This window comes from Pantoea sp. PNT03, assembly GCF_014852515.1.
GTDB classification, from domain to species: Bacteria; Pseudomonadota; Gammaproteobacteria; order Enterobacterales; family Enterobacteriaceae; genus Pantoea; species Pantoea leporis.
The window spans coordinates 60,018-83,611 of record NZ_JACVBT010000002.1 but is presented as its reverse complement, the minus strand read 5'-3'; the positions used below and the strand labels follow the sequence as shown (position 1 = coordinate 83,611).

The following is a 23,594-nucleotide window of genomic DNA, read 5'->3' as shown; positions in this document are numbered from 1 at the left end:
TTTGCCGCCCCGATAGGTTCGGGGCGGTCATTTCACCCGCTCATGGCCTGAAACTTGCTTCAACTTCCTGACTTCCGCCCTTTTTCGCCATGTTTAGGGGATGCTGATATGAAAGAGCTTTTCACCACCGACGATCTCGATAACCGTCATCGCTTCGATGCCTGGCGTGATGCGGTGTGCTCGCGTCTGATCAACGCCCAAGCGCGACAGATGCATTCAGGCACTTTTTCCGGCAGCTTTGCCTATTCGATGCTCGGTCACATGGATATTGCCAATCACGTATCGCATACCGCGCTGATGTGGCAACGCACAGCAGAATGCATCCGCCGCCATCCTAATCACGATTTCTATCTGGGCTACGTCTGCGCCGGCAGCGGCACGCTGCGGCAGAATGGCCATCAATCACGCGTCAGCGCCGGCGATGTGGTGATTTACGATGCTGCCACGCCGTTTGATTTTGCGATGGAAAAGGTGGCGATCAATATCGTGCATCTGCCACGTCACATCATGGAGAAGGAAGCGCCTGCCACCGCCAAACTGGCAGGCAAAACGCTGGATCTCACGCGCCCCGGCATGGCATCGCTCAAGCTGCTGCTGCAGGAAGCGTTCGTGTTTAATCCCGACCGCGAGAACCCGTTTCTGGCCGAGCAGTTTGCCAACACGCTGCTGAATATGATTTCGGTGAGCGTCAATTTGCAGCACAGCGAAGAGGCGCTGAAGCCGGATCTCTACTCACGCGTAGTGAGTTTTCTGCGTCACAACCTGCAGGAGCCAGAGCTGTCGGTGACGCAGATCGCCAATGCGCATCATGTCTCGCCGCGCACTATCAGCCGGGTGTTTGCCGCGCACGGCACCACGCCGATGAACTTCCTCTGGCAGGAGCGTTTGCAGGCGTGTCATCGCATTCTGGCCGAAGGCAAAGCGCGCAATATCACCCAGGTGGCGTTGGATCACGGCTTCAGCGATATGTCGCACTTCAGCCTGGCGTTCCGCAAAACCTTTGGTTATACGCCCAGCAGCCTGTTACGGCAGCCGGACGCGCCGCTACTTTTGTAGCGTGGTGATCACGCGCTCGGCGGTGTATTCCATGCTGCTGCGCGTGTTCATCGCTTCACTGCGCATCAAGCGGTACGCCCCCGATTCATCCAGCCCGAAGGTTTGCATTAGCACGCTTTTGGCCTGCGCCAGTCGCTCATTACGCGCTTGACGCGCCTGCTGTACCGCACGCAACCGCTGCTGATGACGCACGGTTTTTAGCGTGCCAATCATTTGCACAATCAAGGCAAACGGATTGAGTTCACGCGCAGCGATGGCATTCGGCTGGAGTTGCAGCAGTAGCGGAAACAGCCGTGCGTTGTGGCTATCCGCCAGCGCGATGATGGGAATATCCCTCTCGCGCGCACTGATAAACAGCGGGGTTAACAGTGGCTGCTGATGCATATCGATCGCCACCAGCAGCAGCTGCGTATCCGTGGAGAGTGACGCGGCAGGCGGCCAGCTGTGCTGCGCGTGACAGCCCAGCTGCGTCAGCGAGGCGCAAAACGCGCGCACGCTCTGTGAATCAGGATGGAAAATATGCAGCCGGACACCAGAAAGCGTTGCCAGTAATGATTGTTCAGTCATGGTTCACCCTATGCGCATCCCGAATGAGGAAAGCTCACAGTAAGCGAGCGGATGGGTTGACGCTTTGCTGATGCTGCCGGGTGCTGTGTCAGGGAGGACAATGTCCGCTGCGCGCTGATGCCCTCACCCCGGCCCTCTCCCACAGGGAAAGGGAGACACTGCCATATACAAGCCCGCTCAATCTGTCCCCTCTCCCGCCTGCGGGAGAGGGCTAGGGTGAGGGCAAGGGTAAAACAGCTCAAGCATGAAACCCCAAACACTGCTCCGCCACGCTGGCGCTCGACTGGGATTTCGGATCGATCCTCTGCACAATCTGCCCCTTTTCGATCACATGAATCTGGTCAGAGAGCGCGTAAAGAAACTCGATATCCTGCTCCACCAGAATGATCGAAATATCCATCTCATGCCGCAGCCGTCGTAACGTCTCGATAATCTCCTCGCAGATATTCGGTTGAATCCCTTCCGTTGGCTCATCCAGCAGCACCAGCTGCGGCTGGCCGCACAGGCAGCGCGCCAGCGCCAATAGCTGCTGCTCGCCGCCCGATAGCGCACCGCCCGGCTGCGCCAGCAGGCGTTTCAGGCGCGGAAAATACGCCAGCATCTGCTCGATAATCTCTCCGGCGCGGGAAAAATGTTTCACGCAGCCCATGCGCAAATTTTCCTCCACCGTCAGCTGCGGGAAAATCTGTCGCCCTTGAGGTACAAAACCGATGCCCGCCACCGCCCGCTGGTGCGCCTGATAACGGGTAATATCGATGCCGTTCAGCGCGATCTGGCCTTGCCAGGCCGGCAGTTCCCCCATAATGGTGCGCAGCAGCGTGGTTTTGCCCATGCCGTTGCGGCCCAGCACGCCGGTAAACGACTTCGCGCCGACAAACAGCTCGGATAAGTTCAGCACCGGAATCTTGTTGTAACCCGAGACCATCTCTTTAATTTCAAGCATGTTTAATCTCCAGATTGCCGAGATACGCCTCTTTCACCCGCGGATTTTGCGTCACCTCGCGGAAGCTGCCTTCCGCCAGCACCGCGCCCTGGTTAAACACCGTCACCTGCTGCGCAATCATGCTGATGAACTCCATGTCGTGTTCCACCACCACCACCGTGCTCTGCTGATTAATCGCCTTGATCAGCTGCGCGGTTTTGCGCACTTCCTGATGCGTCATACCCGCCGCCGGTTCATCCAGCAGCACCAGCTGCGGTTTGGAGATCAGGATCATCCCCAGCTCCACCCACTGCCGCTGACCGTGCGCCAGTTCCGAGAGCACCGCATGTTGCAGATCGACCAGACCGATATCCTCCAGCACCTGTTCTATCGCCGCCGGCAGCGCCGCTTTCGCCAGCTTATTTGCTGCCGCCTGCCACAGGTTTTCCCGCACGCTTAAGCCTTCGAACACGCTCGGCACCTGAGTTTTAATGCCAATCCCCAAACGCGCGATTTCCCATGGCCGTTTGCCGGAGATCACCTGTTCGCGATAGCGGCACTCGCCGCGCGTCGGCGTGACCTGGCCGCTCAGCATCTTGAAGAAAGTGCTTTTGCCTGCGCCGTTAGGGCCGATCAGGCAGCGCAACTCACCTTCACGTAGGGTGAAATCCACCTCTTTCACCGCATGCACGCCGCCAAAACTGACGCCCATTTTGCGGGTTTCCAGTAACACGTTGGCCGTCATGGTTTCACCTCACTGACCTGCGCGCGGCTGGCAGGCGCGGCGGGACGCTTGCGCCGCCACAGGCGCTGCAACGTTGGCAGAATGCCGCCTGGAATCAGCAACACAAACACCGCCAGAATCACGCCGAGCACTAAGTTGACATCCACGGTTTGCTGCGCGCCCAGCCGCGTCACCATCCACTGCAACAGCACGCAGCTGATCACCGGACCCAGCAGCGTGCCGCGGCCACCGACAATCACCCAGATGATGATCTGCGCCGACTGGCTGATGCTAAACACGCCGGGACTAACAAAGGCGCCCCAGTTGACGTACAAACAGCCCGCCAGTCCGGCAATGGCCGCGCCGATGGCGAAGGTTGCCAATTTATGCGCCGGCACGTTGTAGCCGAGCAATCCGGAGCGCTGCTCGTTCTCACGAATCGCCACCACGGTTTTGCCAAAACGGCTCAGCAGCACGAACTTCAGCAAGGCGTAGCACAGCGCCAGACATCCGGCGGTGACCATAAAGATCGCCTCGGGCGATAAAATCGCATCCGGCTGGAACGGCAGGTTAAGCGTCGGCACCGAAGGAATGCCGTTAAAGCCGCCCAGCAGCGCCTCGCCGATGTGGTATTCGCTGCCGGAGGTGGAATTGACCCAGTTAAACAGCACCAGACTCACCGCCAGCGTGATGGCGCCGAGATAGACATCGCTGACGCCGCCATAAAAAATCACATAGCCGAGCAACAGCGAGAACAACGTTGGTAGCAGCACCGCCATCACCACCGCCCAGGTCGAATCGCCCCAGTTGATAGCGCAAATCGCATAGGTGTAGGCCCCTAAACCGAAAAACCCCGCCTGACCAAAGCACAGGATGCCGCCGTAGCCCCAGATGAACGCCAGGCTGAGCGACAACAAACCCATCACCAAAAACACCGTCAGCGACAGCAAGGTGTAGAGCTCAATCGCGTCTGACAGCCACAGCGCCACCAGCACCATCGCCAGTGAGATGACGATAATCTGGATCTTTTCCGAGAACAGTTTCATTACAGCGATCTCCTGAAGAAGCGTCCGGTGATGCCCTGCGGCAGCAAGCGCAGCAGCACAATGGCGCTCAGCAATAGCGCGACGGCACCGAACACCGGCGTGGAGAAGTACGTCACCAGCTGCGAAATGGTGCCGAATAATGTCGAGGCGGAGAGCGTTCCGGCGATGATGGCGCTACCACCGCCAATCACCGTGATAAAGGCTTTGGCGATAAAGCTGACGCCAATAGTCGGGATCACGCCGGTAATCGGCGCTAACAGCGCGCCGCCTAAACCCGACAGCGCTGCGCCCAGGCCAAACGTCAGGCTGTAGATTTTGCCCGGATTGCTGCCGAGCGCCGCCGCCATGCGCGCATTCTGCATGGTGGCGCGAGCGCACAAACCTAAAGTGGTGAAGCGCAATAGCAACCACAGCGCGCCGAGCAAGCCGATCGCAAACACAATCATGAACAGCGAATAACCGCTGGTGCTGTAGCTGCCGATGCTGACGCTGGGCAGCGGTGAACTGATGCCCAGCGTGGTGTTGCCGAACAGCATGGTGGCGGCACCAATCAGCGCCAGACTCAGCCCCCATGTCGCCAGCATGGTGTCGATCATCCGCCCGTACAGATGACGGATAATTACGCGCTCGATTACCGCGCCAAACACCCCCACAGTGAGCGGCGCAATCACCAGCATCGAGATCCAGATCGGCACGCCCCACTGATTGGTGGCGAGAATGGCGCTGTAGCCGCCAAGCATCATGAATTCGCCGTGCGCCATATTGACGATTTTCATCATGCCGAACACCACCGCCAGCCCGACGCTCATGATCACCAGCACGGCGATGGCATTAAGCACTTCAATGGCGTAGATAATGAACAGATCCATAGCGGCTCCTGTCACAGCTCAATTTGATACTGTTTGGTATCGCGCGGGTTTTTCTTCAGATCGCACACCATCGCGGTATCCACCGGCGCTTGATCGGTGAAGGTTTGCAGAATTTTCATCTGATGGTTTTCCACTTCTGCGATATGCACATCCAGCGAACAGTGATGCGTGGCCGGATCGACGCTTAGCTTGCCGCTCGGCGAGGTCAGCGTGACGCCGGACTCCAGCGCCTCGATCACCTTCATGCGATCGACATCGCCCGCTTTGCGCACCCCTTCCGCCCAGATCAACATGCCCTGATAAGCGCCCATCGCCAGGTCGCTGATGTAGGGCGTATTGGCGCCGTAGCGCGCATGGAATCGCTCAACGAAAGCTTTGTTTTCCGGTGAGGGGATTTCCTGCATATAGTTGGCGGCAACCAGAATGCCGTTGCTCTCTTCCGGCGACAGAATGATATGTTCGTTGCCGCCGCCAAACACCGTGGAGGCAATCGGGATCTTGCCGCTCATACCAGCCGCATGCCACTGGCGATAGAAGGAGATGTGCGCGCCACCGACCAGCGCTGACCACACCATGTCGGGTTTGGCGCTCTGGATTTTAGAGATCGCCGCACCAAAATCGGTAACATCCAGCGGGAAGAATTCAACCGTTACCACTTTACCGCCGTTATCGTGCACCGACTTTTTCACCCACGCCGAGACGATTTGGCCGTAGTTATAATCCGCCGCCAGCACGTAGACTTTTTTGCCCCACTTCTTCACCGCGTAAGGCACCAGCTTTTCCACGGTTTGTGCTGGCGTAGAACCGGATGAGAAGTAATTGCGATCGCACACGCCGCCTTCATATTGCGCCGGATAAAAATAGAGTGAACGGAAACGATCCAATACCGGACGAATAACCTCACGCGAGGCCGAGGTAATACCACCATGCACCACCGCCACTTTATCTTTCAGCGCCGCCTGCTGCGCATATTGCGCATAAAGCTGCATATTGGATTGCGCATCGTAATTAATCACCTGCAACGGTCGACCTAATAAACCACCCGCCGCGTTGATCTCTTCTGCCGCCAGATTAATGGCGTTCGACATCGGCTTACCGTAAATATCGAGCCCGCCGGATAAGTCGAGAATACTGGCGATTTTGATGGCGTCTTTGCTGTCGGCGGCGAAAGAGAATTGAGGCGCAACGCCTGCAGCCAAGCCTAATGCCGAAACGGCTGAACCCTGGATAAATGAACGACGACTAATAGCCATAGCAACCTCTTGAAAAGAGAAGGATCAAACAGGAGTGTTTCCGGGAGGCCGGAGAGAATAAAAGCGATCTACAGACGGCGCTGTCTGTATTGACAAGAGGGGTGCCACATCGTTGGGGCGTTGTTTTTAATAAAGCAAGAAGTGGGCCAAATTAATTAGACTCGGCATATTCACGTAGCGGCGCGATTCATCGCGCAATAAATTGCGCCGCTACGACAACGTGCGCACTGTTAAATGGCAATGGGCACCAATGAGGTGCGAGGTCGCCCTTCATGGCGACCTCAATAACACTCAATTAAAAAACTTAATATCCGTCGGCGTGGCAATCTTCGCCACTTCACCCGCGGCTTTCAGCACACCGCTCTGTTCATCGAAATGGAACAGGGTGATGTTATTGGTAAACACGTTCGCCACATAAAGGTATTTGCCGCTGGCATCAAAGGCGAAAGCGCGCGGTTCAATGCCATCCGCTTTATAGCGCACCGGCGTTCCCAGTGAACCATCCTGCTCAATGCGGAACACCACCAAGCTGTTATCCGATCCGCGATTAGCCGCAATCACAAACTTGCCGTTCGGACTGAGGATAATGCCGCCGCCGCTGCGGTACTCGGCGCTGCTGTTTTCCGTATTCAGTTTGACGCTGGATTGCTGCTGCAGACGATCGTTCTGCACCGCAAACACCACCACTTCACCGGCCATTTCGGTAATGACATAGGCGTGTTTACCATCCGGTGAAAACACCATGTGGCGCGGGCCAGAACCGGCCGGGAAGGCGACATCGCGCGAGGTATCCGCTTGCAGCGGCTGAGCATTGCCGGCGTGATAGGCATAAGCGTGCAGTTTATCGCCGCCGAGATCTGCAGCGTAAAGGTATTTGCCATCATGAGTGAAGGTGGTGGAGTGCGCATGCCCGCTATCCTGACGATCTTTCACTGCCCCGCTGCCGCTGGCGAACGGGAAATTCTGTACCTGCTCGCCGAGCGAACCGTCGTGATGAATCGGGAATACCGCCACGCTGGCACCACCTTTAGCCACCGAGTAGTTGGCGACAAACAGGAATTTCCCGTCCGGGCTAATGGTGGCATGCGTCGGCTGCTGGCCGTGGCTATCCACCGCGTTAATCACGCGCACCTTGCCGCCGTGATCAATCGCCAGCGCAGTGACGGCACCGGCGTTTTCTTCGTTAGTGGTGTAGGCAAAACGTCCATCGTGCGATTTCACAATCCACGATGGGCTTTTCATTTTGATGAAATCGAGCGGCGTCAGCGTGCCGTCGCTATTGACCTTCAAACGGTATAAACCTTCGCTGGGATGACCTGGATTTTGCACTAACGGCGCATCCGGGATGCTGGTCCATGTGCCCACTAAAGCCGTTTGGTTGTGATGTTCCGCTGCAGTTGCCATTGCACTTCCCGCTAATGTGAAAACAGCTAGCGATAATGCCACGCTTAGACGTGACGCCATACCGCCAGACACCGTTTTATTGTGATTTTTCATTGTGGTACCCACCATAATCGGAATGTTCTTTATAAAAATCGTTCGCAGAGTTGGATTTTTTATAGTGATTGCGGCCAATGCTGCAGGCCGCATAACGACTATAGTGGGATTGCTTTGATTCGCGGCGAACAGGCGTGATCGTGTTCACATTATCGTGGATTTATCCGCCGGTAGAGCACGATTACCTCCAAACGTGGCAGCCGGAATAGCACAAATGCGTAATTCTTATTATTACTGCGTTTTCCTGCATGCTTTAATACAGCCCTATTAACATGCCAGGGATGCTGACATTGCTATGCTGCAGTTTTCAAATGGTTTTCTGCTGAGTTTGTCGTTATGCCTTGATATTGGTCTCGCCAATATCGCCATGATCACGCTGGCGATGCAGCGCGGCTATTTTCACGGTTTCTGGTTGGGGATTGGCACCTGCATTGGTGACTTAATCTATGCGGTGCTGGCGCTGGCGGGCATGGCGATAGTGCTGCAATTCACCGCCGTGCGCTGGGTATTGTGGATTGGCGGCGGTGTGATGCTGCTGTGGTTTGCCGGGAAAATGCTGTATGCGGCGTTGCAAAAGCAGGCTGCACTGCCGGAAACCGAACAACAGCCCTATCGATCGCTGCTGCGCGAGTTCAGTCGTGGCGTGATGCTGGCGATGTCATCGCCGACTGCAATTTTGTGGTTTGCCAGCGTCGGCGGTGCGTTGATTTCTCGCATGGGACACGGCAGCGCGGCGGCAACCTCATCGTTTCTTGGCGGCTTCTTTATTGCGGGCGTAGTGTGGACCTGCGTGCTGTGCCTGGTCGGTAGCATGGGCGGTAAGCTGCTGGGGCAGCGTTTGTTAAAGTATTCCTATCTTGCTTCGGCGTTGATTTTTGTTTATTTCGCCATCTATGTGATTTGGTCGGGTTACCGGGAATTTATTCTGGTTTGATAGAAGGTCGCCATTCAATGGCGACCGCAACCAACATCACAACCCGGCAATCCGCTTCAAATCCGCTTCCGCACCTGGCGCAACCGCCAATACCTGTGCGCCTTTCAACAATCGTTCACCTTCGGTATTGAACGGGTGATACCAGCCGCCCGCTTCTTTCACCAGGCAATAACCGGCCAGGCAATCCCACGCATGCATGTACGGTTCGTAATAACCGACCACGCGCCCAGCCGCGACCCACGCCAGCATCAATGCGCCGGACCCAATGCGGATAAAATTCCCACCCGCCGCCAGCAGCGATGCGAGGATTTTCCCTACTTCATCCGGGCTGACGTGGCTGTTGGCACCAAAACCGGTGACATGATTTTGCAGCGTGCGCGACGCATCCACCTGCAAGCGCTTGCCGTTGAGCGTGGCACCCTGACCCATCGCCGCCACGTAACACTCCTGATAAGTGGGCGCGAAAATCACGCCAATCACCGGCACGCCGTCATGCAGCACCGCCACGGACACGCACCAGTTCGGCATGCCGTTAAGGAACGGGCTGGTGCCGTCGATCGGATCGACCACCCACGTATAACCCGATGAACCTTCCTGCAATCCGTACTCTTCGCCGAGGAAACCGTCGTCGGCAAACTTCGCGCGAATCTGCTGGTCGATCATCTGCTCCACTTCGCGGTCAGCGCGCGACACCACATCCTGCAAATCGTATTTGGTCTCCACCACCAAGGTTTCACGCTGATGGAAATACTCCAGCGCCTTCGCGCCGCCGGCGCGTGCCACCTTCTCCGCCAGAATCAGGCGCGATAACAGCGGGTCATTGTCTAATTCACTCATCATCCATCCTTACATTAACCGGCAATCAGGGCCAAACCCTGAGGTTTAAAATCAATCGCGACGTTCGAGGCCAGCGGCAACTGCTGCTCCATCTCGGCATCGACAATAAACAGTGAACCCAATTCGGTGGCGACTTCATATTCGATATGGTCGCCGAGCCACGTGCTGTGCGTCACTTCGCCGCGCAGTGCACCTGCGCCTTCTCCGCGCAGGGTGATGAATTGCGGTCGCACCGACAGCTGTGCTGCGCCGGTTTTCAGGCCGTTGCCGCGCACGCGATAGCGCTGGCTGCCGAGTCGCACCAGCGCTTCGCTGCCATCAAGCTGCTCCACTTCGCATGGCAGGATATTGGCCTCGCCCATAAAGTCGGCGATAAACACCGAGTTCGGCGCGTGATAAAGACTTTCCGGCGCGCCCTGCTGGGCAATATCCCCCTCTTTCATGACAATAATCTTATCGGAGACCGCCAGCGCCTCTTCCTGATCGTGCGTGACGTACACCGCGGTGAAGCCGAGTCGCTGTTGCAGATCGCGGATATCGGTGCGCACCCGGCGACGCAAACGCTCATCGAGATTCGAGAGCGGTTCATCCAGCAGCAGCACCTGCGGCTCCAGCACCAGCGCGCGCGCCACGGCAATGCGCTGTTGCTGCCCGCCGGAGAGCTCAGATGGCAATCGCTGGCCCTGATGTTCGAGGCCCACCAGCTTCAACCCTTCGCGCGCGCGGTCCTGCGCTTCACGCTTATTCATGCCCGACGACTGCAAGCCATACATGATGTTGTCGAGCGCGCTCATGTGCGGGAACAGCGCGTAAGACTGAAACACCATCGCCACGTCGCGCTCATTGGCGGGCAAGTTGGTGACATCTTTGCCGCCAATCAAAATGCGCCCGGCGCTGGGATGCTCGAGCCCGGCCAGCAGGCGCAGCGTGGTGGTTTTGCCGCAGCCGGATGGACCCAGCAGCGTTACCAGCGTGCCGGGCTCCACCGTCAGCGAGAGATCGGGAATGGCATCAAATCCGGCAAAGCGTTTCGAGACGTGCTCAAACACCACAGATCCAGCGGTTACGCGTGTCATACGGCTCTCTCCTGCGTTAATGAGGTTGTTGCGGGCGGCACCGCAATATCGACCGGACGGGCCACGCGGCGCAAACGCCGTTCGCCCACCAGCCACTGGAACATGCCGATGATCAGCAGCATCACCACAATCAAGACGGTTGAGTAAGCAATCGCCACACCGTATTCGCCGTTTTCCACCAGCCCGACGATGTAAGAGGTTGCCATGTTGTATTGCGCGCTGACGAGGAAGATCACCGCGCTGATTGAGGTAATGGCACGCACAAAGGCGTAGACCAGCGCGGCGCTGATGGCGGGTTTCAGCAGCGGCAGTACCACTTTGCGCAGCGTGCGGAAGCTGTTAGCCCCGAGCGTTAATGAAGCTTCATCCAGACTTTTATCCAGCTGGCTCATCGCTGCGATGCCGCCGCGCACGCCGACCGGCATGTTGCGGAACACAAAGCAGGCTACCAGGATCATCGCGGTACCGGTGATCTCCAGCGGCGGCAGGTTATAGGCCATCACATAACTCACGCCGATCACCGTGCCGGGAATGGCGAAGCTCAGCATCAGCAGGAACTCGAAGGTCTGACGACCGGCAAACTTCTGCCGCACAATTAGCCATGCGGTGAGCAGGCCGACAATCGCCGTCAGCGGCGCGGCAATCAGCGCGATCTCCAGCGTGGTCCAGAACGAGTTCCACGCCACGCCGCTCCACAGCAGATGGCCGTCGCTGAAGCTGACGCCGAAGGCGCGCACGTAATGCTCGATGGTCAGCGCATCATTCAATCCCCACGACTGCACAAACCCGCCGACCACAATCATGCCGTAGATCACCAGCGTGAACAGGCCCCACGGAATCACCATGCCGTATACGCCAAAGCGCAGCACGCGCGGCAGCTGCACATGTTTGCCGCCGTCGCCTTTGCCGGTGACGGTGGCGAAGTTTTTACCGCCGAGCCACCAGCGCTGCAGCACAAAGGCCGTCAGCGTGAAGCACAGCAGAATCATCGCCAGCACCGCCGCACGACTTGGATCGTTCTGCGCGCCAACTACCGAGAAGAAGATCTCAGTGGAGAGCACGCCGTGACTGCCGCCCAGCACCATCGGATTACCAAAGTCGGCCATGCTTTCGATAAAGCTAATCAGGAAAGCGTTGGCCAAACCCGGCGCCATCAGCGGCAGCGAGACGCGCGTGAAGGTGCGCCAGCGATTGGCGCGCAGCGTTTGTGATGCCTCTTCCAGCGACGGACTGACGCCTTCCACCACGCCAATCAGCACCAGAAACGCAATCGGCGTAAACGACAGCACCTGCGCAATCCAGATGCCGGTTAAGCCATATAGCCAGCGGCCCGGCTCGATGCCAAACAGCGCCGCCAGATGTTCCGTCACCACGCCGGAGCGACCAAACAGCAGGATCAGTGCCAGACCAATGACAAATGGCGGCGTGATGATCGGCAGAATGGTCAGCATGCGCAGCGCTTTCTTAAACGGCAGCGGCGTGCGCGTAGCGGCTAAGGCAAACGCCAAACCGAGCAGCGTTGATCCGGCGGCAGTCATCAGCGCCAGCCACAACGTGCGCCATGCGGTGCCGCAGGTGCCGCCCGACAAGCAGGACAAGCTCCAGATCGACGGATCCTGAATGTTGCTGATTAAGCCATCCGGTTTGAAGCTGCCGTCTACGTCCTGCACCGACACCACAAACATGCTCAGCACCGGATAGAGCACAAAGATGCTTACCAGCGCGGTGAGCAGCACCAGCGACGCCACCACAAAGGCGTCGCCTTTCATCACGCCGCGTTCGGCCAGCGCGAAAGAGAACAGCAGCAGGAAAGTGGTCAGCAACAGCAGCGCACCTGCGCCCATTGCCGGCTGGCCCGATGCGAGCGCGCCGAAGCGGTTTTCCAGCCACAGCCAGCTCCAGCCGCTGTAGCCAATGGCGTGACCTTCGATGATGAGGAACAGCACGCCAAGTGCACTGAACAGCAGCAGCAAACGACTGCGCGCCGCGCCTGGCAGGAGGCCGCAGCCAGCGCACAGCACAAACAGCGCGATGGCGATGATGAGCCACGGATGTTCGCCCACTTGCCACAACGCAGGCGCGTTGGCGCTATCGCTCCACAGGCTGGTTAACCAGCCGCGGCTGAAGAAACCGGCTTCCAGGCTGAACCACGGCAGCAGCAGTAACGCCACTGCGCCGATGAGCAGCGCGCCTGTCAGACGACGATTATTTGCATTCATCCAATCCCCCAAAACGTCATTGCGTGCACGTATGCGTAGCGGCGCGATTTCTCGCGCGTCTTTGCTTTTCAACATTCGAACCGCATGCACCGACGAACAACGCGCAATAAATTGCCACGCTACGGTGTGCGCAAATTCTGTTACTGCGCGCTGGCACCAATCTCTTTATCCCAACGTCCCAGTAACGCTTTACGTTTGGCCGAATCGCCGTAGGTCTTGAAGTCGTAATCGATCAGTTTGATGTTCTCAAAGCGCGGCGCGTACTCTGAAATCTCCGCGTTGCGGTTCGACGGCAGCTGGAAGGATTTGGCCTCTTTCATATGCGATTGCGCTTCGGCGCTCAGCGCCCAGTCGTACCAGACTTTGGCGTTAGCGAGATTGCGCGCCCCTTTAACAATCGACATTGAGCCAATCTCATAGCCGGTGCCTTCACAGGGCGCGACGGTCTTGATCGGGAAACCGTCGACTTCCATCGCCACCGCATCATGCATAAACACAATGCCAACGGTGGTTTCGCCACGCGCCGCCGATTTCACCGGCGCCGAGCCGGATTTGGTGTACTGCGAAATATTGGCGTTGAGTTTTTTCAGGTAATCAAAGGCCTGATCTTCACCCATGATCTGCACCAGCGTCGCCAGCGTGTTGTAGGCCGTGCCCGACGAGTTCGGGTTGGCGATCTGGATTTCCCCTTTGAAGCTTGGGTCCAGCAAATCGGCCCAGCATTTCGGCTCTTTCAGCTTTTTCGACGCCAGTAATTTGGTGTTGTAACCCCAACCCAGCGCGCCGGCGTAAATGCCCACCGTGCGGTATTGAGAGTTTTCCGCCTGCTTCTGCGCCCAATCCTGCTGCTGATCGAGCAGCGGCGATTTGTACGGCTGCGTCAGCCCCTCTTCCGCCGCCTGCATATGCGGATCGCCGGTACCCGCCCACCAGATATCAGTGCGCGGATTGCGTGCTTCGCTGCGCAGGCGTGCATAAGCTTCGCCCGCCGAGAGGCGCACCATGCTGACTTTGATATCCGGATGTGCCTTGCTGAAGATGTTGGTCATGTGCTCGCACACCACCACATCGGCGGAGCAGACCATGTTCAGATTGCCCGCCGCCGAGGCGGCAAAAGGTATGGCAGTGCAACAGAGGGATAGCGCGATGGCCATTGAGGTGACTCGCATAGTGTTCTCCTGGATTGTAGGGTTGGTGCTTCATTGGCACCTTTTCTTGCACGTGTGTGCAAAGTAGTAATGAACAAGAAATGTCCTGTCAAACACCACGCTGCGCAATTGTTAGGCGATGTCACAAAAATGCAACAAATGAGATCTAAAGCGGTTTGCACAGCTTTGCAATCTGAGGCAGACTCAGTTTCAGCCAGATTGTGAAGAGGTGTTGAACATGCAGCATGAGAAAGCGGTGGTGAGCGCGCAGGATGTCGCTGAACGCGCGGGCGTATCGCGCTCAGCGGTATCGCGCGCGTTTACGCCGGGCGCCAGCGTGTCACCGGCAACGCGAGAACGGGTGATGAAGGCGGCGGAAGAGTTGGGGTATCACGTCAATCATCTGGCGCGCGGTCTGGTGCGCAATCGCAGCAGCATTGTCTGCCTGATCGTCTCGGAAATCGCCACGCCCTATCGCGCCAGTCTGGTGCGCTGGCTGACGCAGTTTTTGCAGGAAGCAGGCAAAGTGGCGATGCTGATCAACACCGATCGCTCGGATAACAGCGTTTCGGCGGCATTGCAGCAGGCGATTAATTTCCGCGCCGATGCCTCAATCATTCTCTCCGGCATGCCGGATCGCACCATCACGCGCCAATGCTATAAACACGGCCAGCGCATCATTTTGATCAACCGCGATGAAGCGTTGCCGGGCTCGCTTAGCATCAATCTCGATGCCGAAAGCGCCGCGCAAACGGCGGTAATGGCGTTTCAGCGCGCCGGTTGTCAGCATCTGGCATTTGCCAATTCGCTGGCGGGCACGCCGAGCTTGAAAAAGCGCGAAGACACCTTTGTGCTGGCGGCCGAACGGGCGGGATTAACCGTGACCATCGAACGTTTTGGTACCACCTCGTACGAGAGCGGGCAGATTCTGGCGCACCGCTTGCTGACGCGTCATCAGCGACCGGACGGCGTGTTTTGCGTCACCGATTTGGTGGCCTGCGGCTTTATGGATGAAGCGCGCCACCGCTTTGCGCTTCGCGTGCCGAAAGATCTCTGTTTGATCGGTTACGACAACATCGCGCAGGCCGGCTGGTCATCCTACAATCTCACCACGTTTTCCCAGCCGGTTGAGCAGTTCGCGCAGGATGCGGTGAAGTGGTTGATACACACCGAGCAGGAGGAAACCGGCTTCACGCCGCAAGTTGAACAGCAGCACGACAGCCTGCTGTATCAGGCCGATGTAGTGTGGCGTGGTTCGGTGCGCGGCGGCTGACAAACCTTTTTTACCACGCCGCGTAACCAATGATGCGCCGCGTCATTTTCCAGTCGCGGATGCCACAGTTGTGACACTGTCATTTCTGGCGTGGCGAACGGCAGTTCAAACATCGCTAAGTGGGTGCTGTTTTTGATCAACGGATGATGCAGAAACAGCGAACGCGGCACCAACGCGACGAGATCCGATTCCTGCGCCAGCGCCACCGCGCTGGAGAATGCCGCTACCACCGCCGCCACCTTGCGGGTTAATCCTGCCTGCTGCAGCGCATCGTGAATCGGCCCGCCAAGCTCACCGCGCCGTGACGCCACGATATGACCAAAAGCGGCGAACTGGGTGATATCCAGCTGCTGCGTGAGCGGATGCCCGGCGCGCACCACGCCAACGAAGCTATCGCGGAACAGCGCCTGCAGGCGAATCTCCGGGCCCATATTGCCCAGCACGCCAATCTCCAGATCGATGTTGCCTTCGCGCAAATCGCGCGCGCTTTTCTCCGGCTTGGGCACAAAACTGAGCCACGCGTGCGGCGCCTGGTGCGCCACGGCAGCGATGAGCGCGCTGCCAAAGGCTTCGACGAACCCTTCATTGGTGCGCAGGGTGAAGCAGCGGTCTAGCTGATGCAGATCCAGCGACTGCGCCGTTGGGCTTAACACCGCACGCGCCTCGCGTACCGTGTGATGCGTGCGCTCGCGGATCGCTTCGGCATAAGGTGTCAGCACCATGTTGCGTCCGGCGCGCACTAACAGCGCATCGCCGGTGGTGGCACGTAAGCGTCCCAGCGTGCGGCTCATCGCCGATTCGCTTAAGCCCAAGCGACGCGCAGCGCCAATCACGCTGCCTTCAATCAGCAGCGCATCCAAAGCAATTAACAGATTCAGGTCGGCATCATTCATGCGGTCTATCCTCGCCGATTCAGCGCAGTGAGACAAGGCGTTTGGTGCAGGTTAATACTGCGAGTGCTGCGCGTTCCGCCTGCCCTCGCCCGGCGCTACACTCTTCTTATCGCAAACACCGAGGAGAACAACATGAAGATATTACTGATTGGCGCATCGCGTGGCCTGGGTTTGGCACTGGCGGAAACCATGCTGCAGCGCGGTTATCAGGTGGTCGCCACCGGACGTGAAAACTCGACAGGAAATTTACAACAACTGGCCGATCGCTTCCCCGCACAGTTGACGGTGGAGAGCGTGGATATCAATGAACCGGAACAGGTCCAGGCGCTGCATACGCGTCTGGCGGATTGGCAGTTCGATATGCTGTTCGTCAACGCAGGGGTGAAAAATGATGACCGCGAAACCATCGCCGATGTTTCCACCGAAGAGTTCACCCGCGTGATGGTGACTAACGCGCTAAGCCCGTTGCGGGTGATTGAAACCTTTAAAGATCGCGTTACGCCCAGCGGCACTATTGCGGTGATGTCATCTGGCCAGGGCAGTTTGACCAACAACACCAACGGTAATTACGAGGTGTATCGCGGCAGCAAAGCGGCGCTAAATATGTTTATGCGCAGCTTCGCTGCACGTAGCGGCGGCGAGCGCACGTTATTGTTGATGGCACCCGGCTGGGTGCGCACCGATATGGGCGGCCCGGAAGCGCGCCTGACCATTGAGGAGAGCATTCCGAACTTGCTGAACACTATGGAAAGCTACGCTGGGCGACGCGGAATTCATTATCTGGATTATTTAGGGCGTGTGGTGCCGTGGTAAACGTGCAGGTCGCCATTTATGGCGACCTCATCAAAGCGGCTTACTCTTTATCAGCCCGCGCAGCCTCTCCCGCAGCCAGCGGTTGGCGGCATCTTCGCTGCGCGCGTTATGCCACAGCAGCGACACTTCATAATCCGGCATATTGACCGGCACTGGCGCGGCGCTCAGGTCATACAAATCGCACCAGGATGGTACCAAACCCTGCGGCACCGTAGCGAACAGCGGCAAACGCTTAAGCAGCATCGGCAACGCGGAGAAATTTGGCGTCACATAGCGCACGCGCCGCGCTACACCTTGTTACTGCAGCTGCCGATCCAGCGCGCACAAATAGCGGATCGTCAAACATCTCGCGCAGCCGTTTTAACGCCGCGCTCACCGCCGGTTGTCCAAGATAGAGTCGATTTGCCGCTTGCGTGACGCTGCGCACCTCGTACATCACCAGCAACACCACCAGCAAATTCAGGTCGATGCGCGAGAAATCATTTTCGTTGATGCTTTGCATGATTCTAATCGATTTAAATAATGATCGAGCCGCCAGTATAGTGAGGCTTCTTCACTGCAACCAAAAACTTTAGGAGCCCCTGATGACGATTCGCGTCGGCGATTGCCTGATTACCAAAGTGAGCGAACAAACCGCCGCCTTCCCGCTGGGCGTGCTGTTTACGCCACATCGCGCGGAAATGAGTGACGAATTAGCTGAGCAGCCCGCCGAAATGTCGATTCATAGCTGGGTGGTGCGCACCGGTGAACACACCATCATTATCGATACCGCCACCGGCAACGGCCGCAATCGCGATAACAAGCCATTATTTCACCAGCTGAACACGCCGTATGCCACAAACCTCGCGCAGGCGGGCGTTGATCCAGCCGAAGTGACGCTGGTGCTGATGACGCACATTCATACCGATCACGTTGGCTGGAATACGCATCAGCGTGATGGCGAATGGCGGCCGATGTTCCCGAATGCGCGCTATATCTGCTCGGCGCGGGAACTGGCGTACTGTCAACAGAATCCGGCGGCGCATGAGCTCTATCGCGACAGCATTCTGCCGCTGATAGCAAGCGGACAGCTAGAGACTATCAACGTTCAGAATTCACCTTTGTTTGCTGGCGTGCTGCGCTATCTCTCCACGCCCGGTCACAGCGTTGATCATGCATCGATCGTGCTGGAAAGCGCCGGTGAATCGGCCATCTTTGCCGGTGATGTAATGCACAATGTCATTCAGTTTCAGTACCCGCACTGGAGCTCACTGTTTTGCGAGGATAAAGCGCTGGCGGTCACTTCACGGCAACGGGTGGTGGACTGGTGCGCACAACATCAGGCAATCTGGTTCAGCACCCACTTTAATGGCAGCGCGTGCGGACGCGTCACGCGCGACGGACAATGGATTCCGCTGGAGAATTAACCTAATGCAATACGCTGATTATCTCACCGCTTCGATTAACGATTTACATCAGGCGCTGACCCAGCGCACGGTGAGCGCGCGCCAGTTAGCTACCTTCGCGCTGCAGCGCATTGGCGAGGTGGATCAACCGCGCTACAACGCCATCACCTGGCTGTTTGCCGAACAAGCCTTAGCGGCAGCGGACGCCAGCGATGCGCGTCGTCAGCGCGGCGAGGCGGCGGGACCGCTGGAAGGTATTCCGGTTCTGATTAAAGACAATATCGAAGTGCAGGGCTGGCCAACCAGCGCCGGTTCGGTGCTGCTGCGTGAGGTTATTGCCAGCGACGATGCGCCGCTGGTTACCCGACTGAGAAAGGCAGGCGCGATTCTGATCGGCAAAACCGCCATGCATGAGCTGGCGGCGGGCATTACCGGCGCGTCGTCGTTAAGCGGATTTACCCATAATGCGTGGGTTGAAGGCCGCTCGCCGGGCGGATCGAGCAGCGGTTCCGCCGTGGCGGTCGCAGCCGGTTACGTGCCGCTGGCGATCGGCAGCGATACCGCCGGATCGGTGCGCATTCCGGCGGCGTTTAACCATCTTTTTGGCCTGCGCATGACGCGCGGTGCAATCAGCACCGACGGCATTGTGCCGCTGTCGCCAACTCAGGATATTCCCGGCCCGCTGGCGCGGTCGGCGGCGGATTTACGTTTAGCGTCTGAAATTCTTAGCGGACAACAGTTTGCGGAGAGCGATGAGCCGCTGCGCATCGGCATCTGGCTGGAAGGGTTTGCAGCCGATGAAGGCGAGATTAATCAGGCGGTGCGCGCGGCGCTGGCGGATTTCGCGCCGCGTGAGGTGAGTTATCCGCAGCTGGAGACGTTGGCCGCCGACGCCAATATCATCGGCTATGAATTTGCCGCGGCGCTGGCGGCGTATCTGGCGGATAAACCGCAGGCGCAGATCCGCACGCTGGCGGAAGTGGTGGCGTCCGGGCGCTATCATCCTCAGCTGGAAACGGTGTTTACCACGCGGGCCCAGCATCCGGGCGTTGAGAGTGAAGGTTACCGGCGGGTGCAGCAGCGTCAGCGCGATCTGTATTTGCAGCTGGCTGAATTTTTCGCCGCGCAGCAGATCAATCTGTTGGCTTATCCGGTGGTGCGCCGTGCGCCGGTTAAGCACGGTGAGATGCAGGATGGCAGCAACGCGCTGATTTCAGCGGTGACCGGCGCACCGGCGATCAGCATTCCAGCGGGATTCAGCGCCGCAGGTTTGCCGATTGGGCTGGAGCTGCTGGCGCTGCGTGGGCGGGAAGATTTGTTGCTGAGCGCGGCGGATAGGTTTGTTTAGTAGTGCCCTCACCCTGGCCCTCTCCCGCCCGCGTGAGAGGGAATGAGTAGGTGGAGCGAATGATCATCTACTAAGCCGCACAATCGGTTCCCTCTCCCGCGGGCGGGAGAGGGTTAGGGTGAGGGAAAACGTGCTTTACCCGTGCAACGCCAATCCCTTAATCGCCTTATCCACCGCCTTCTTCGGGCCGCGCAGCGCAATGCCGACCAGATTCAAATGATCAGCATCCTCCGCCATAAACACTTCGCGGTTCGCCGCATCGTGACCGGTGGAAAACATCGCTTCCACGTAAGGAATAATGGTTAACTCGCGCTCCAGTCCCTGACGGTGCGCACGCTGTAAACCGGCTAAATCCCCGGCAAACACCAGCATCGGCTGGCCCGCCATGTTGCCGTACTGTCGCGCTTTGGCATCAACATAGGGTTCACCCATCATCTCGGGGGCGGCGGACGCCACGCCGGTAGCGAGGAACGCCACCACATTCAGGCGCTGCCAGGTGGCTAAATCATCACGTACGATCAGGGCGATTTTGGTATCAAACATCTGCAACAACTCTCCAATGACAACGAAAACCTCATCATCTAAGAGCAGGCGGGGAAGCGTATAGAACGTTTGTGCACTGACGTTGATAAGCGGCGGGCGTCATGCGATAGGCGCGCTGAAACCAACGGCCCAAATGACTTTGATCGGCAAACCCAACCTGCGCCGCTACCTGCACCGGCTCAATGCCCTGCGCCAGCAACGTGCGCGCGCTGCGCAAACGCAAACGCACCAGATAGGCATGCGGCGATTGGCCGAACGCCTGTTTGAACTGGCGCGTCAGGCGAAATCGATCAATGCCGGAAAGGCGCGACAGCTCATCCAGACCAATATCCTGCGCCATAAAATCGTGCAGATAGTCGCGCAGCAGCTGCATCTGACGCATCGCTTCGCTGTGCTGCAGGCTGGGTTTGGTATCCAGATGGCGTGACAGCAGGGTGAGCAAATGATCGAGGCTTTGATCGCGCGCCAACCGCCCTTCGCCCTGATGTACGGCAAACCAGGCTTGCTGAATGGCGCTGGCTAATAGCGCATCGTCAGTCAACGTGTGGCGGAAAGCGCCTTCGATATTCGACACATCGCCCAAGCCGCGACGCTGCATCATTTCCGCCACCCAGCTTTGCGGCAGATAGAGCATCACGTAGGTGAAACCCTCGGCGTCCGGCGCATGGCCATCATGTACCGCACCCGGTTCAATCAAAATCGCCCGGCCCGGCGTGCTGGTGTGCAGCGAACGGTGGCAGTTAAAACGTTGCAGACCTTGTTGCGTCACGCCCACCAGCAGTTCATCGTGATCGTGCGGATCGTAAGCGTGTCCGCGAAAGTGCGCGTTGACGCTTTCAATTCCGGTCTCATCATCACGACGAAAATCAACCCAATCATTATTGGCTGGCATAGGCAATCTCTGGCAAAGACATCAGGCATAGCCTAGCAGCCGAAACCACAGATAATCCAGCGGTAACAGCAACACCGCGCTAAGCAGAAAAATCAGTGCGCACAGCTGTAAACCGGCCTTCGCCGGAACGTTGCCGAGTCCCATCGCCACCACCACCGGCGATGCCTGATACGGCAGCAGCGGCGTGGCGTAGGCAAACACCTGCAACATGATCACGGTGAGCAGCGGAAAGCCAGACGCGTTCGCCAGTTCTTGCGCCATCGGCGTCACCATCGCCGGTACGCCGTTGGCGGTGAGCACGAAATTCAGTAGCGACACCAGCGCATTGAGCACCGCGAAATTGCTGAAAGATGGGTGTTCGTGCAGCGGCAACACGTTAAGCAACGCATTGGCGATCATCCGTCCCAGGCCTGAATCCACTACCAGTGTGGCGACGCCAAGAATCCCGGCAATGTAAATGCAGGTGCGGAAATTTACCCCGCTGGCAAAGTCCTCGCTGGAGATAAAACCTACGCGCGGCAATAAACAGATACAGGCTGCCGCCAATCCCACCCACGCAGCCGGTAAGCCGTGCACGCTGTCGGTCATCCACAGCAGCAAGGTGATCGCCAGCAGGCCAATCAAGCGCCATTCGCTGCGGCTAAGCGCGGTTAAGCTGTCGCGCTGGTGGACCGCTTTGGGCTGCGCGTGAAACAGAAACAGCAGGCAACCTATCAACAACAAGCCCTTAACGACGCCCACCACCGGCATATGCAGCAACCACCACGGCAACCATTGCAGATGCAGCTGATACGCGCTCTCCGCCGCACCGCTCAGCACCAGATTCGGCACGTTGGCGGGCAAAATACTGGCGGAGAGCTGGAAGGTGCCAAATCCCACTGCCAGCGCCAGGCCAATACTGCCGCGGCTGCCCGCTTTGATTCCTGCGCGTTCGCCCATCGCCAGCACCACCGGCATTAGCAGCGCGATGCGTCCCATATTTGAGGGCATAACAAACGCCAGCAGATAAGTCAGCAGCACGGTTCCCGCAATCATACGCGGCCAGCTTTGGCTCAGCGGCACCACCAGCCAGTTCGCCCAGCGCTGCGCCAGACCAACTTTGCGGATCGCCGCGCCCAGCACAAATCCGCTGAGCACCAGCCAAAACGCCGACGAGGCAAAACCGCTGAATATGCTGCTGGCAGGAGCCAACTTTAGCAACATCGCCGCCGTGAAAAACAGCAGCGCGGTGACGTATTCCGGCAAACGCGCGCTGGCCCATAGCAAAATGGTGCTGCCCACCACCAGCGCGGTGAGCCAGAAGTTGAGATCGGCGGTCATTGATGAACTCCCTTTCTTTTCCAAATCGCCATAAAGGGCGATGCTACGAGTGGATATGTTATCCCGCCAGCTGCGTGAGCCAGTGGATTAGCGCAGCGCTGCCCGGCTGGCTGAGCGAGCGCTGCGGCCAGGCGAGGAAATAGGGTTTGCTGAGCGGCAAGCTAAGCGGATCGACAACCACCAGCTCGCTGCGCGCCAGTTCGTTGGCAATCAAACGCCGCTGACCGAGCAGCAAGCCCGCGCCTGCCACGGCGGCATCAATCGCCAGCGAGGTAAGATTGAAACTGAACGACGGCTGCGGCGGCGCATCGTCAATGCCTTTGGCCTGAAACCAGCTGCGCCAGTCAGGTAAGAAACGCCCTTCGTTGCCCCAGTCGAGGTGAATCAGCGGCGCATGCTGCAACACCTCCATACCGGCAAAACGATGCAGTAGCGCCGGGCTCGCCACAGGCAACACCTCATCGAGAAACAGCAGCTGCTTATCCAGCTGCGGATAGCGATCTTCGCCGAAACAGATGACGAAATCGGCCGGCGTGGCGTTGAAATCCACTTGCGTATGGGTGCCGTGCAGGGATAGATCGATTTCCGGACAGTGCGCGCGCCACTGCGCGATGTTCGGCAGCAGCCATTTTGAGGCCAGCGCCGGCAGCGAATAGAGCGTTAATCGCGGTGCCGACGCCGCATGGCGCAGGTTTTGCTGGCCGAGGTGCAGAATGTCGAACGCCTCCGTTACATAACGCAGATACTCTTTGCCCATCTCCGTCAGCATCACGCCGCTTTGTGTGCGCACAAACAGCGTGCTGCCCAACTGCTCTTCCAGCTGGCGAATTTGCTGGCTCACGGCGGCTGGCGTTAACGCCAGCTGCGCAGCCGCTTTCGCCAGGCTGCCCAGTTCCGCCGCCACTTTGAAGGATTGAATGACGCTGATTTTGGGCAAACGTGGTGATGGCGCGGGCATTAAGGTTTCCTTAGCAAGGTG

Annotated in this window: 22 protein-coding genes and 1 pseudogene; 6 read left to right on the top strand and 17 right to left on the bottom strand. The window is 58.1% G+C overall.

Annotation, left to right across the window (positions count from 1 at the left end; all coding sequences use genetic code 11):
- Positions 1 to 108: 108 nt before the first annotated feature.
- The gene (locus tag IB226_RS08520) at positions 109 to 1,056 is read left to right on the top strand and encodes a helix-turn-helix domain-containing protein (RefSeq protein WP_192234643.1); all 948 of its coding nucleotides are present in this window, start codon (positions 109 to 111) and stop codon (positions 1,054 to 1,056) included.
- Here IB226_RS08520 and IB226_RS08515 read toward each other — a convergent pair.
- From IB226_RS08515 to IB226_RS08485, 7 genes are all read right to left on the bottom strand, one after another.
- Positions 1,045 to 1,623 carry an ANTAR domain-containing response regulator gene (locus IB226_RS08515; RefSeq protein ID WP_192234641.1) on the bottom strand — a complete coding sequence of 193 codons (579 nt, stop codon included), beginning with the start codon at positions 1,621 to 1,623 and terminating at the stop codon, positions 1,045 to 1,047. The two genes, IB226_RS08520 and IB226_RS08515, sit on opposite strands and share 12 nt — an antisense overlap.
- A gap of 238 nt (positions 1,624 to 1,861) precedes the next feature.
- The gene (locus IB226_RS08510; RefSeq protein WP_192234639.1) at positions 1,862 to 2,566 is read right to left on the bottom strand and encodes an ABC transporter ATP-binding protein; all 705 of its coding nucleotides are present in this window, start codon (positions 2,564 to 2,566) and stop codon (positions 1,862 to 1,864) included.
- On the bottom strand, positions 2,559 to 3,290 hold the full coding sequence (locus IB226_RS08505; protein ID WP_137387268.1) for an ATP-binding cassette domain-containing protein: 732 nt from the start codon (positions 3,288 to 3,290) through the stop codon (positions 2,559 to 2,561). Before IB226_RS08505 ends, IB226_RS08510 begins: the two co-directional genes overlap by 8 nt.
- Entirely contained in the window at positions 3,287 to 4,315 is a 1,029-nt protein-coding gene (locus tag IB226_RS08500) for a branched-chain amino acid ABC transporter permease (protein WP_192234637.1), read from the bottom strand. The genes IB226_RS08505 and IB226_RS08500 overlap by 4 nt, the downstream gene beginning before the upstream one ends.
- Positions 4,315 to 5,184, bottom strand: coding sequence for a branched-chain amino acid ABC transporter permease (locus IB226_RS08495; RefSeq protein ID WP_192234635.1), 870 nt, complete (start codon positions 5,182 to 5,184; stop codon positions 4,315 to 4,317). Before IB226_RS08495 ends, IB226_RS08500 begins: the two co-directional genes overlap by 1 nt.
- 11 nt (positions 5,185 to 5,195) lie before the next feature.
- Positions 5,196 to 6,437, bottom strand: coding sequence for an ABC transporter substrate-binding protein (locus tag IB226_RS08490; protein WP_192234633.1), 1,242 nt, complete (start codon positions 6,435 to 6,437; stop codon positions 5,196 to 5,198).
- Between the two features lie 291 nt (positions 6,438 to 6,728).
- Complete coding sequence (locus IB226_RS08485) at positions 6,729 to 7,841, bottom strand: lactonase family protein (RefSeq protein ID WP_192234630.1); 1,113 nt, start codon at positions 7,839 to 7,841, stop codon at positions 6,729 to 6,731.
- Positions 7,842 to 8,229: 388 nt separating this feature from the next.
- Between IB226_RS08485 and IB226_RS08480 the strand changes: the two genes are divergently transcribed.
- On the top strand, positions 8,230 to 8,868 hold the full coding sequence (locus tag IB226_RS08480) for a LysE family translocator (protein ID WP_101761716.1): 639 nt from the start codon (positions 8,230 to 8,232) through the stop codon (positions 8,866 to 8,868).
- A 36-nt stretch (positions 8,869 to 8,904) separates the two neighbouring features.
- Here IB226_RS08480 and IB226_RS08475 read toward each other — a convergent pair whose 3' ends face one another.
- From IB226_RS08475 to IB226_RS08460, 4 genes are all read right to left on the bottom strand, one after another.
- Positions 8,905 to 9,705: an inositol monophosphatase family protein gene (locus tag IB226_RS08475; protein ID WP_192235569.1), complete on the bottom strand. Its 801-nt coding sequence runs from the start codon at positions 9,703 to 9,705 to the stop codon at positions 8,905 to 8,907.
- Positions 9,706 to 9,719: 14 nt separating this feature from the next.
- The gene (locus IB226_RS08470) at positions 9,720 to 10,781 is read right to left on the bottom strand and encodes an ABC transporter ATP-binding protein (protein ID WP_061719127.1); all 1,062 of its coding nucleotides are present in this window, start codon (positions 10,779 to 10,781) and stop codon (positions 9,720 to 9,722) included.
- Entirely contained in the window at positions 10,778 to 13,000 is a 2,223-nt protein-coding gene (locus IB226_RS08465) for an iron ABC transporter permease (RefSeq protein WP_192234628.1), read from the bottom strand. The genes IB226_RS08470 and IB226_RS08465 overlap by 4 nt, the downstream gene beginning before the upstream one ends.
- Before the next feature lie 140 nt (positions 13,001 to 13,140).
- A complete protein-coding gene (locus IB226_RS08460; RefSeq protein WP_192234626.1) occupies positions 13,141 to 14,169 on the bottom strand; it encodes an ABC transporter substrate-binding protein in 1,029 nt (342 codons plus the stop codon).
- 217 nt (positions 14,170 to 14,386) lie between these two features.
- Here IB226_RS08460 and IB226_RS08455 point away from each other — a divergent pair, with 217 nt between their 5' ends.
- Positions 14,387 to 15,421, top strand: coding sequence for a LacI family DNA-binding transcriptional regulator (locus tag IB226_RS08455; RefSeq protein ID WP_192234624.1), 1,035 nt, complete (start codon positions 14,387 to 14,389; stop codon positions 15,419 to 15,421).
- Here IB226_RS08455 and IB226_RS08450 read toward each other — a convergent pair.
- Complete coding sequence (locus IB226_RS08450) at positions 15,379 to 16,314, bottom strand: LysR family transcriptional regulator (protein WP_192234622.1); 936 nt, start codon at positions 16,312 to 16,314, stop codon at positions 15,379 to 15,381. The two genes, IB226_RS08455 and IB226_RS08450, sit on opposite strands and share 43 nt — an antisense overlap.
- Before the next feature lie 132 nt (positions 16,315 to 16,446).
- On the opposite strand from IB226_RS08450, the gene IB226_RS08445 reads away from it, so the two are divergent.
- Positions 16,447 to 17,127 (top strand): SDR family NAD(P)-dependent oxidoreductase, encoded by a 681-nt coding sequence (locus IB226_RS08445; protein WP_192234620.1) that lies wholly within the window; start codon positions 16,447 to 16,449, stop codon positions 17,125 to 17,127.
- A 30-nt stretch (positions 17,128 to 17,157) separates the two neighbouring features.
- Here IB226_RS08445 and IB226_RS23215 read toward each other — a convergent pair.
- Positions 17,158 to 17,629: pseudogene (locus IB226_RS23215) on the bottom strand (LysR family transcriptional regulator).
- Positions 17,630 to 17,711: 82 nt separating this feature from the next.
- Here IB226_RS23215 and IB226_RS08430 point away from each other — a divergent pair.
- A complete protein-coding gene (locus IB226_RS08430) occupies positions 17,712 to 18,533 on the top strand; it encodes an MBL fold metallo-hydrolase (protein WP_192234616.1) in 822 nt (273 codons plus the stop codon).
- Between the two features lie 4 nt (positions 18,534 to 18,537).
- Positions 18,538 to 19,860: an amidase gene (locus IB226_RS08425; RefSeq protein ID WP_192234614.1), complete on the top strand. Its 1,323-nt coding sequence runs from the start codon at positions 18,538 to 18,540 to the stop codon at positions 19,858 to 19,860.
- A gap of 135 nt (positions 19,861 to 19,995) precedes the next feature.
- Here the strand turns inward: IB226_RS08425 and IB226_RS08420 are convergent, their stop codons facing one another.
- Genes IB226_RS08420 through IB226_RS08405 form a run of 4 tightly spaced genes read right to left on the bottom strand, consistent with a single transcriptional unit; the run spans position 19,996 to position 23,573 of the window.
- On the bottom strand, positions 19,996 to 20,403 hold the full coding sequence (locus tag IB226_RS08420; protein ID WP_101761723.1) for a DUF2000 family protein: 408 nt from the start codon (positions 20,401 to 20,403) through the stop codon (positions 19,996 to 19,998).
- Positions 20,404 to 20,437: 34 nt separating this feature from the next.
- Complete coding sequence (locus IB226_RS08415; protein WP_137387257.1) at positions 20,438 to 21,295, bottom strand: AraC family transcriptional regulator; 858 nt, start codon at positions 21,293 to 21,295, stop codon at positions 20,438 to 20,440.
- Between the two features lie 21 nt (positions 21,296 to 21,316).
- Entirely contained in the window at positions 21,317 to 22,615 is a 1,299-nt protein-coding gene (locus tag IB226_RS08410; RefSeq protein WP_110866749.1) for an SLC13 family permease, read from the bottom strand.
- Between the two features lie 58 nt (positions 22,616 to 22,673).
- Entirely contained in the window at positions 22,674 to 23,573 is a 900-nt protein-coding gene (locus IB226_RS08405) for a LysR substrate-binding domain-containing protein (protein WP_192234612.1), read from the bottom strand.
- Positions 23,574 to 23,594: the final 21 nt, after the last annotated feature.

Excerpts from the sequence above, each read along its gene's own strand:
- IB226_RS08520 (WP_192234643.1), top strand. The coding sequence starts at position 109 with ATGAAAGAGCTTTTCACCACCGACGATCTCGATAACCGTCATCGCTTC.
- IB226_RS08515 (WP_192234641.1), bottom strand. The coding sequence starts at position 1,623 with ATGACTGAACAATCATTACTGGCAACGCTTTCTGGTGTCCGGCTGCAT.
- IB226_RS08510 (WP_192234639.1), bottom strand. The coding sequence starts at position 2,566 with ATGCTTGAAATTAAAGAGATGGTCTCGGGTTACAACAAGATTCCGGTG.
- IB226_RS08505 (WP_137387268.1), bottom strand. The coding sequence starts at position 3,290 with ATGACGGCCAACGTGTTACTGGAAACCCGCAAAATGGGCGTCAGTTTT.
- IB226_RS08500 (WP_192234637.1), bottom strand. The coding sequence starts at position 4,315 with ATGAAACTGTTCTCGGAAAAGATCCAGATTATCGTCATCTCACTGGCG.
- IB226_RS08495 (WP_192234635.1), bottom strand. The coding sequence starts at position 5,184 with ATGGATCTGTTCATTATCTACGCCATTGAAGTGCTTAATGCCATCGCC.
- IB226_RS08490 (WP_192234633.1), bottom strand. The coding sequence starts at position 6,437 with ATGGCTATTAGTCGTCGTTCATTTATCCAGGGTTCAGCCGTTTCGGCA.
- IB226_RS08485 (WP_192234630.1), bottom strand. The coding sequence starts at position 7,841 with ATGGCAACTGCAGCGGAACATCACAACCAAACGGCTTTAGTGGGCACA.
- IB226_RS08480 (WP_101761716.1), top strand. The coding sequence starts at position 8,230 with ATGCTGCAGTTTTCAAATGGTTTTCTGCTGAGTTTGTCGTTATGCCTT.
- IB226_RS08475 (WP_192235569.1), bottom strand. The coding sequence starts at position 9,705 with ATGAGTGAATTAGACAATGACCCGCTGTTATCGCGCCTGATTCTGGCG.
- IB226_RS08470 (WP_061719127.1), bottom strand. The coding sequence starts at position 10,781 with ATGACACGCGTAACCGCTGGATCTGTGGTGTTTGAGCACGTCTCGAAA.
- IB226_RS08465 (WP_192234628.1), bottom strand. The coding sequence starts at position 13,000 with ATGAATGCAAATAATCGTCGTCTGACAGGCGCGCTGCTCATCGGCGCA.
- IB226_RS08460 (WP_192234626.1), bottom strand. The coding sequence starts at position 14,169 with ATGCGAGTCACCTCAATGGCCATCGCGCTATCCCTCTGTTGCACTGCC.
- IB226_RS08455 (WP_192234624.1), top strand. The coding sequence starts at position 14,387 with ATGCAGCATGAGAAAGCGGTGGTGAGCGCGCAGGATGTCGCTGAACGC.
- IB226_RS08450 (WP_192234622.1), bottom strand. The coding sequence starts at position 16,314 with ATGAATGATGCCGACCTGAATCTGTTAATTGCTTTGGATGCGCTGCTG.
- IB226_RS08445 (WP_192234620.1), top strand. The coding sequence starts at position 16,447 with ATGAAGATATTACTGATTGGCGCATCGCGTGGCCTGGGTTTGGCACTG.
- IB226_RS08430 (WP_192234616.1), top strand. The coding sequence starts at position 17,712 with ATGACGATTCGCGTCGGCGATTGCCTGATTACCAAAGTGAGCGAACAA.
- IB226_RS08425 (WP_192234614.1), top strand. The coding sequence starts at position 18,538 with ATGCAATACGCTGATTATCTCACCGCTTCGATTAACGATTTACATCAG.
- IB226_RS08420 (WP_101761723.1), bottom strand. The coding sequence starts at position 20,403 with ATGTTTGATACCAAAATCGCCCTGATCGTACGTGATGATTTAGCCACC.
- IB226_RS08415 (WP_137387257.1), bottom strand. The coding sequence starts at position 21,295 with ATGCCAGCCAATAATGATTGGGTTGATTTTCGTCGTGATGATGAGACC.
- IB226_RS08410 (WP_110866749.1), bottom strand. The coding sequence starts at position 22,615 with ATGACCGCCGATCTCAACTTCTGGCTCACCGCGCTGGTGGTGGGCAGC.
- IB226_RS08405 (WP_192234612.1), bottom strand. The coding sequence starts at position 23,573 with ATGCCCGCGCCATCACCACGTTTGCCCAAAATCAGCGTCATTCAATCC.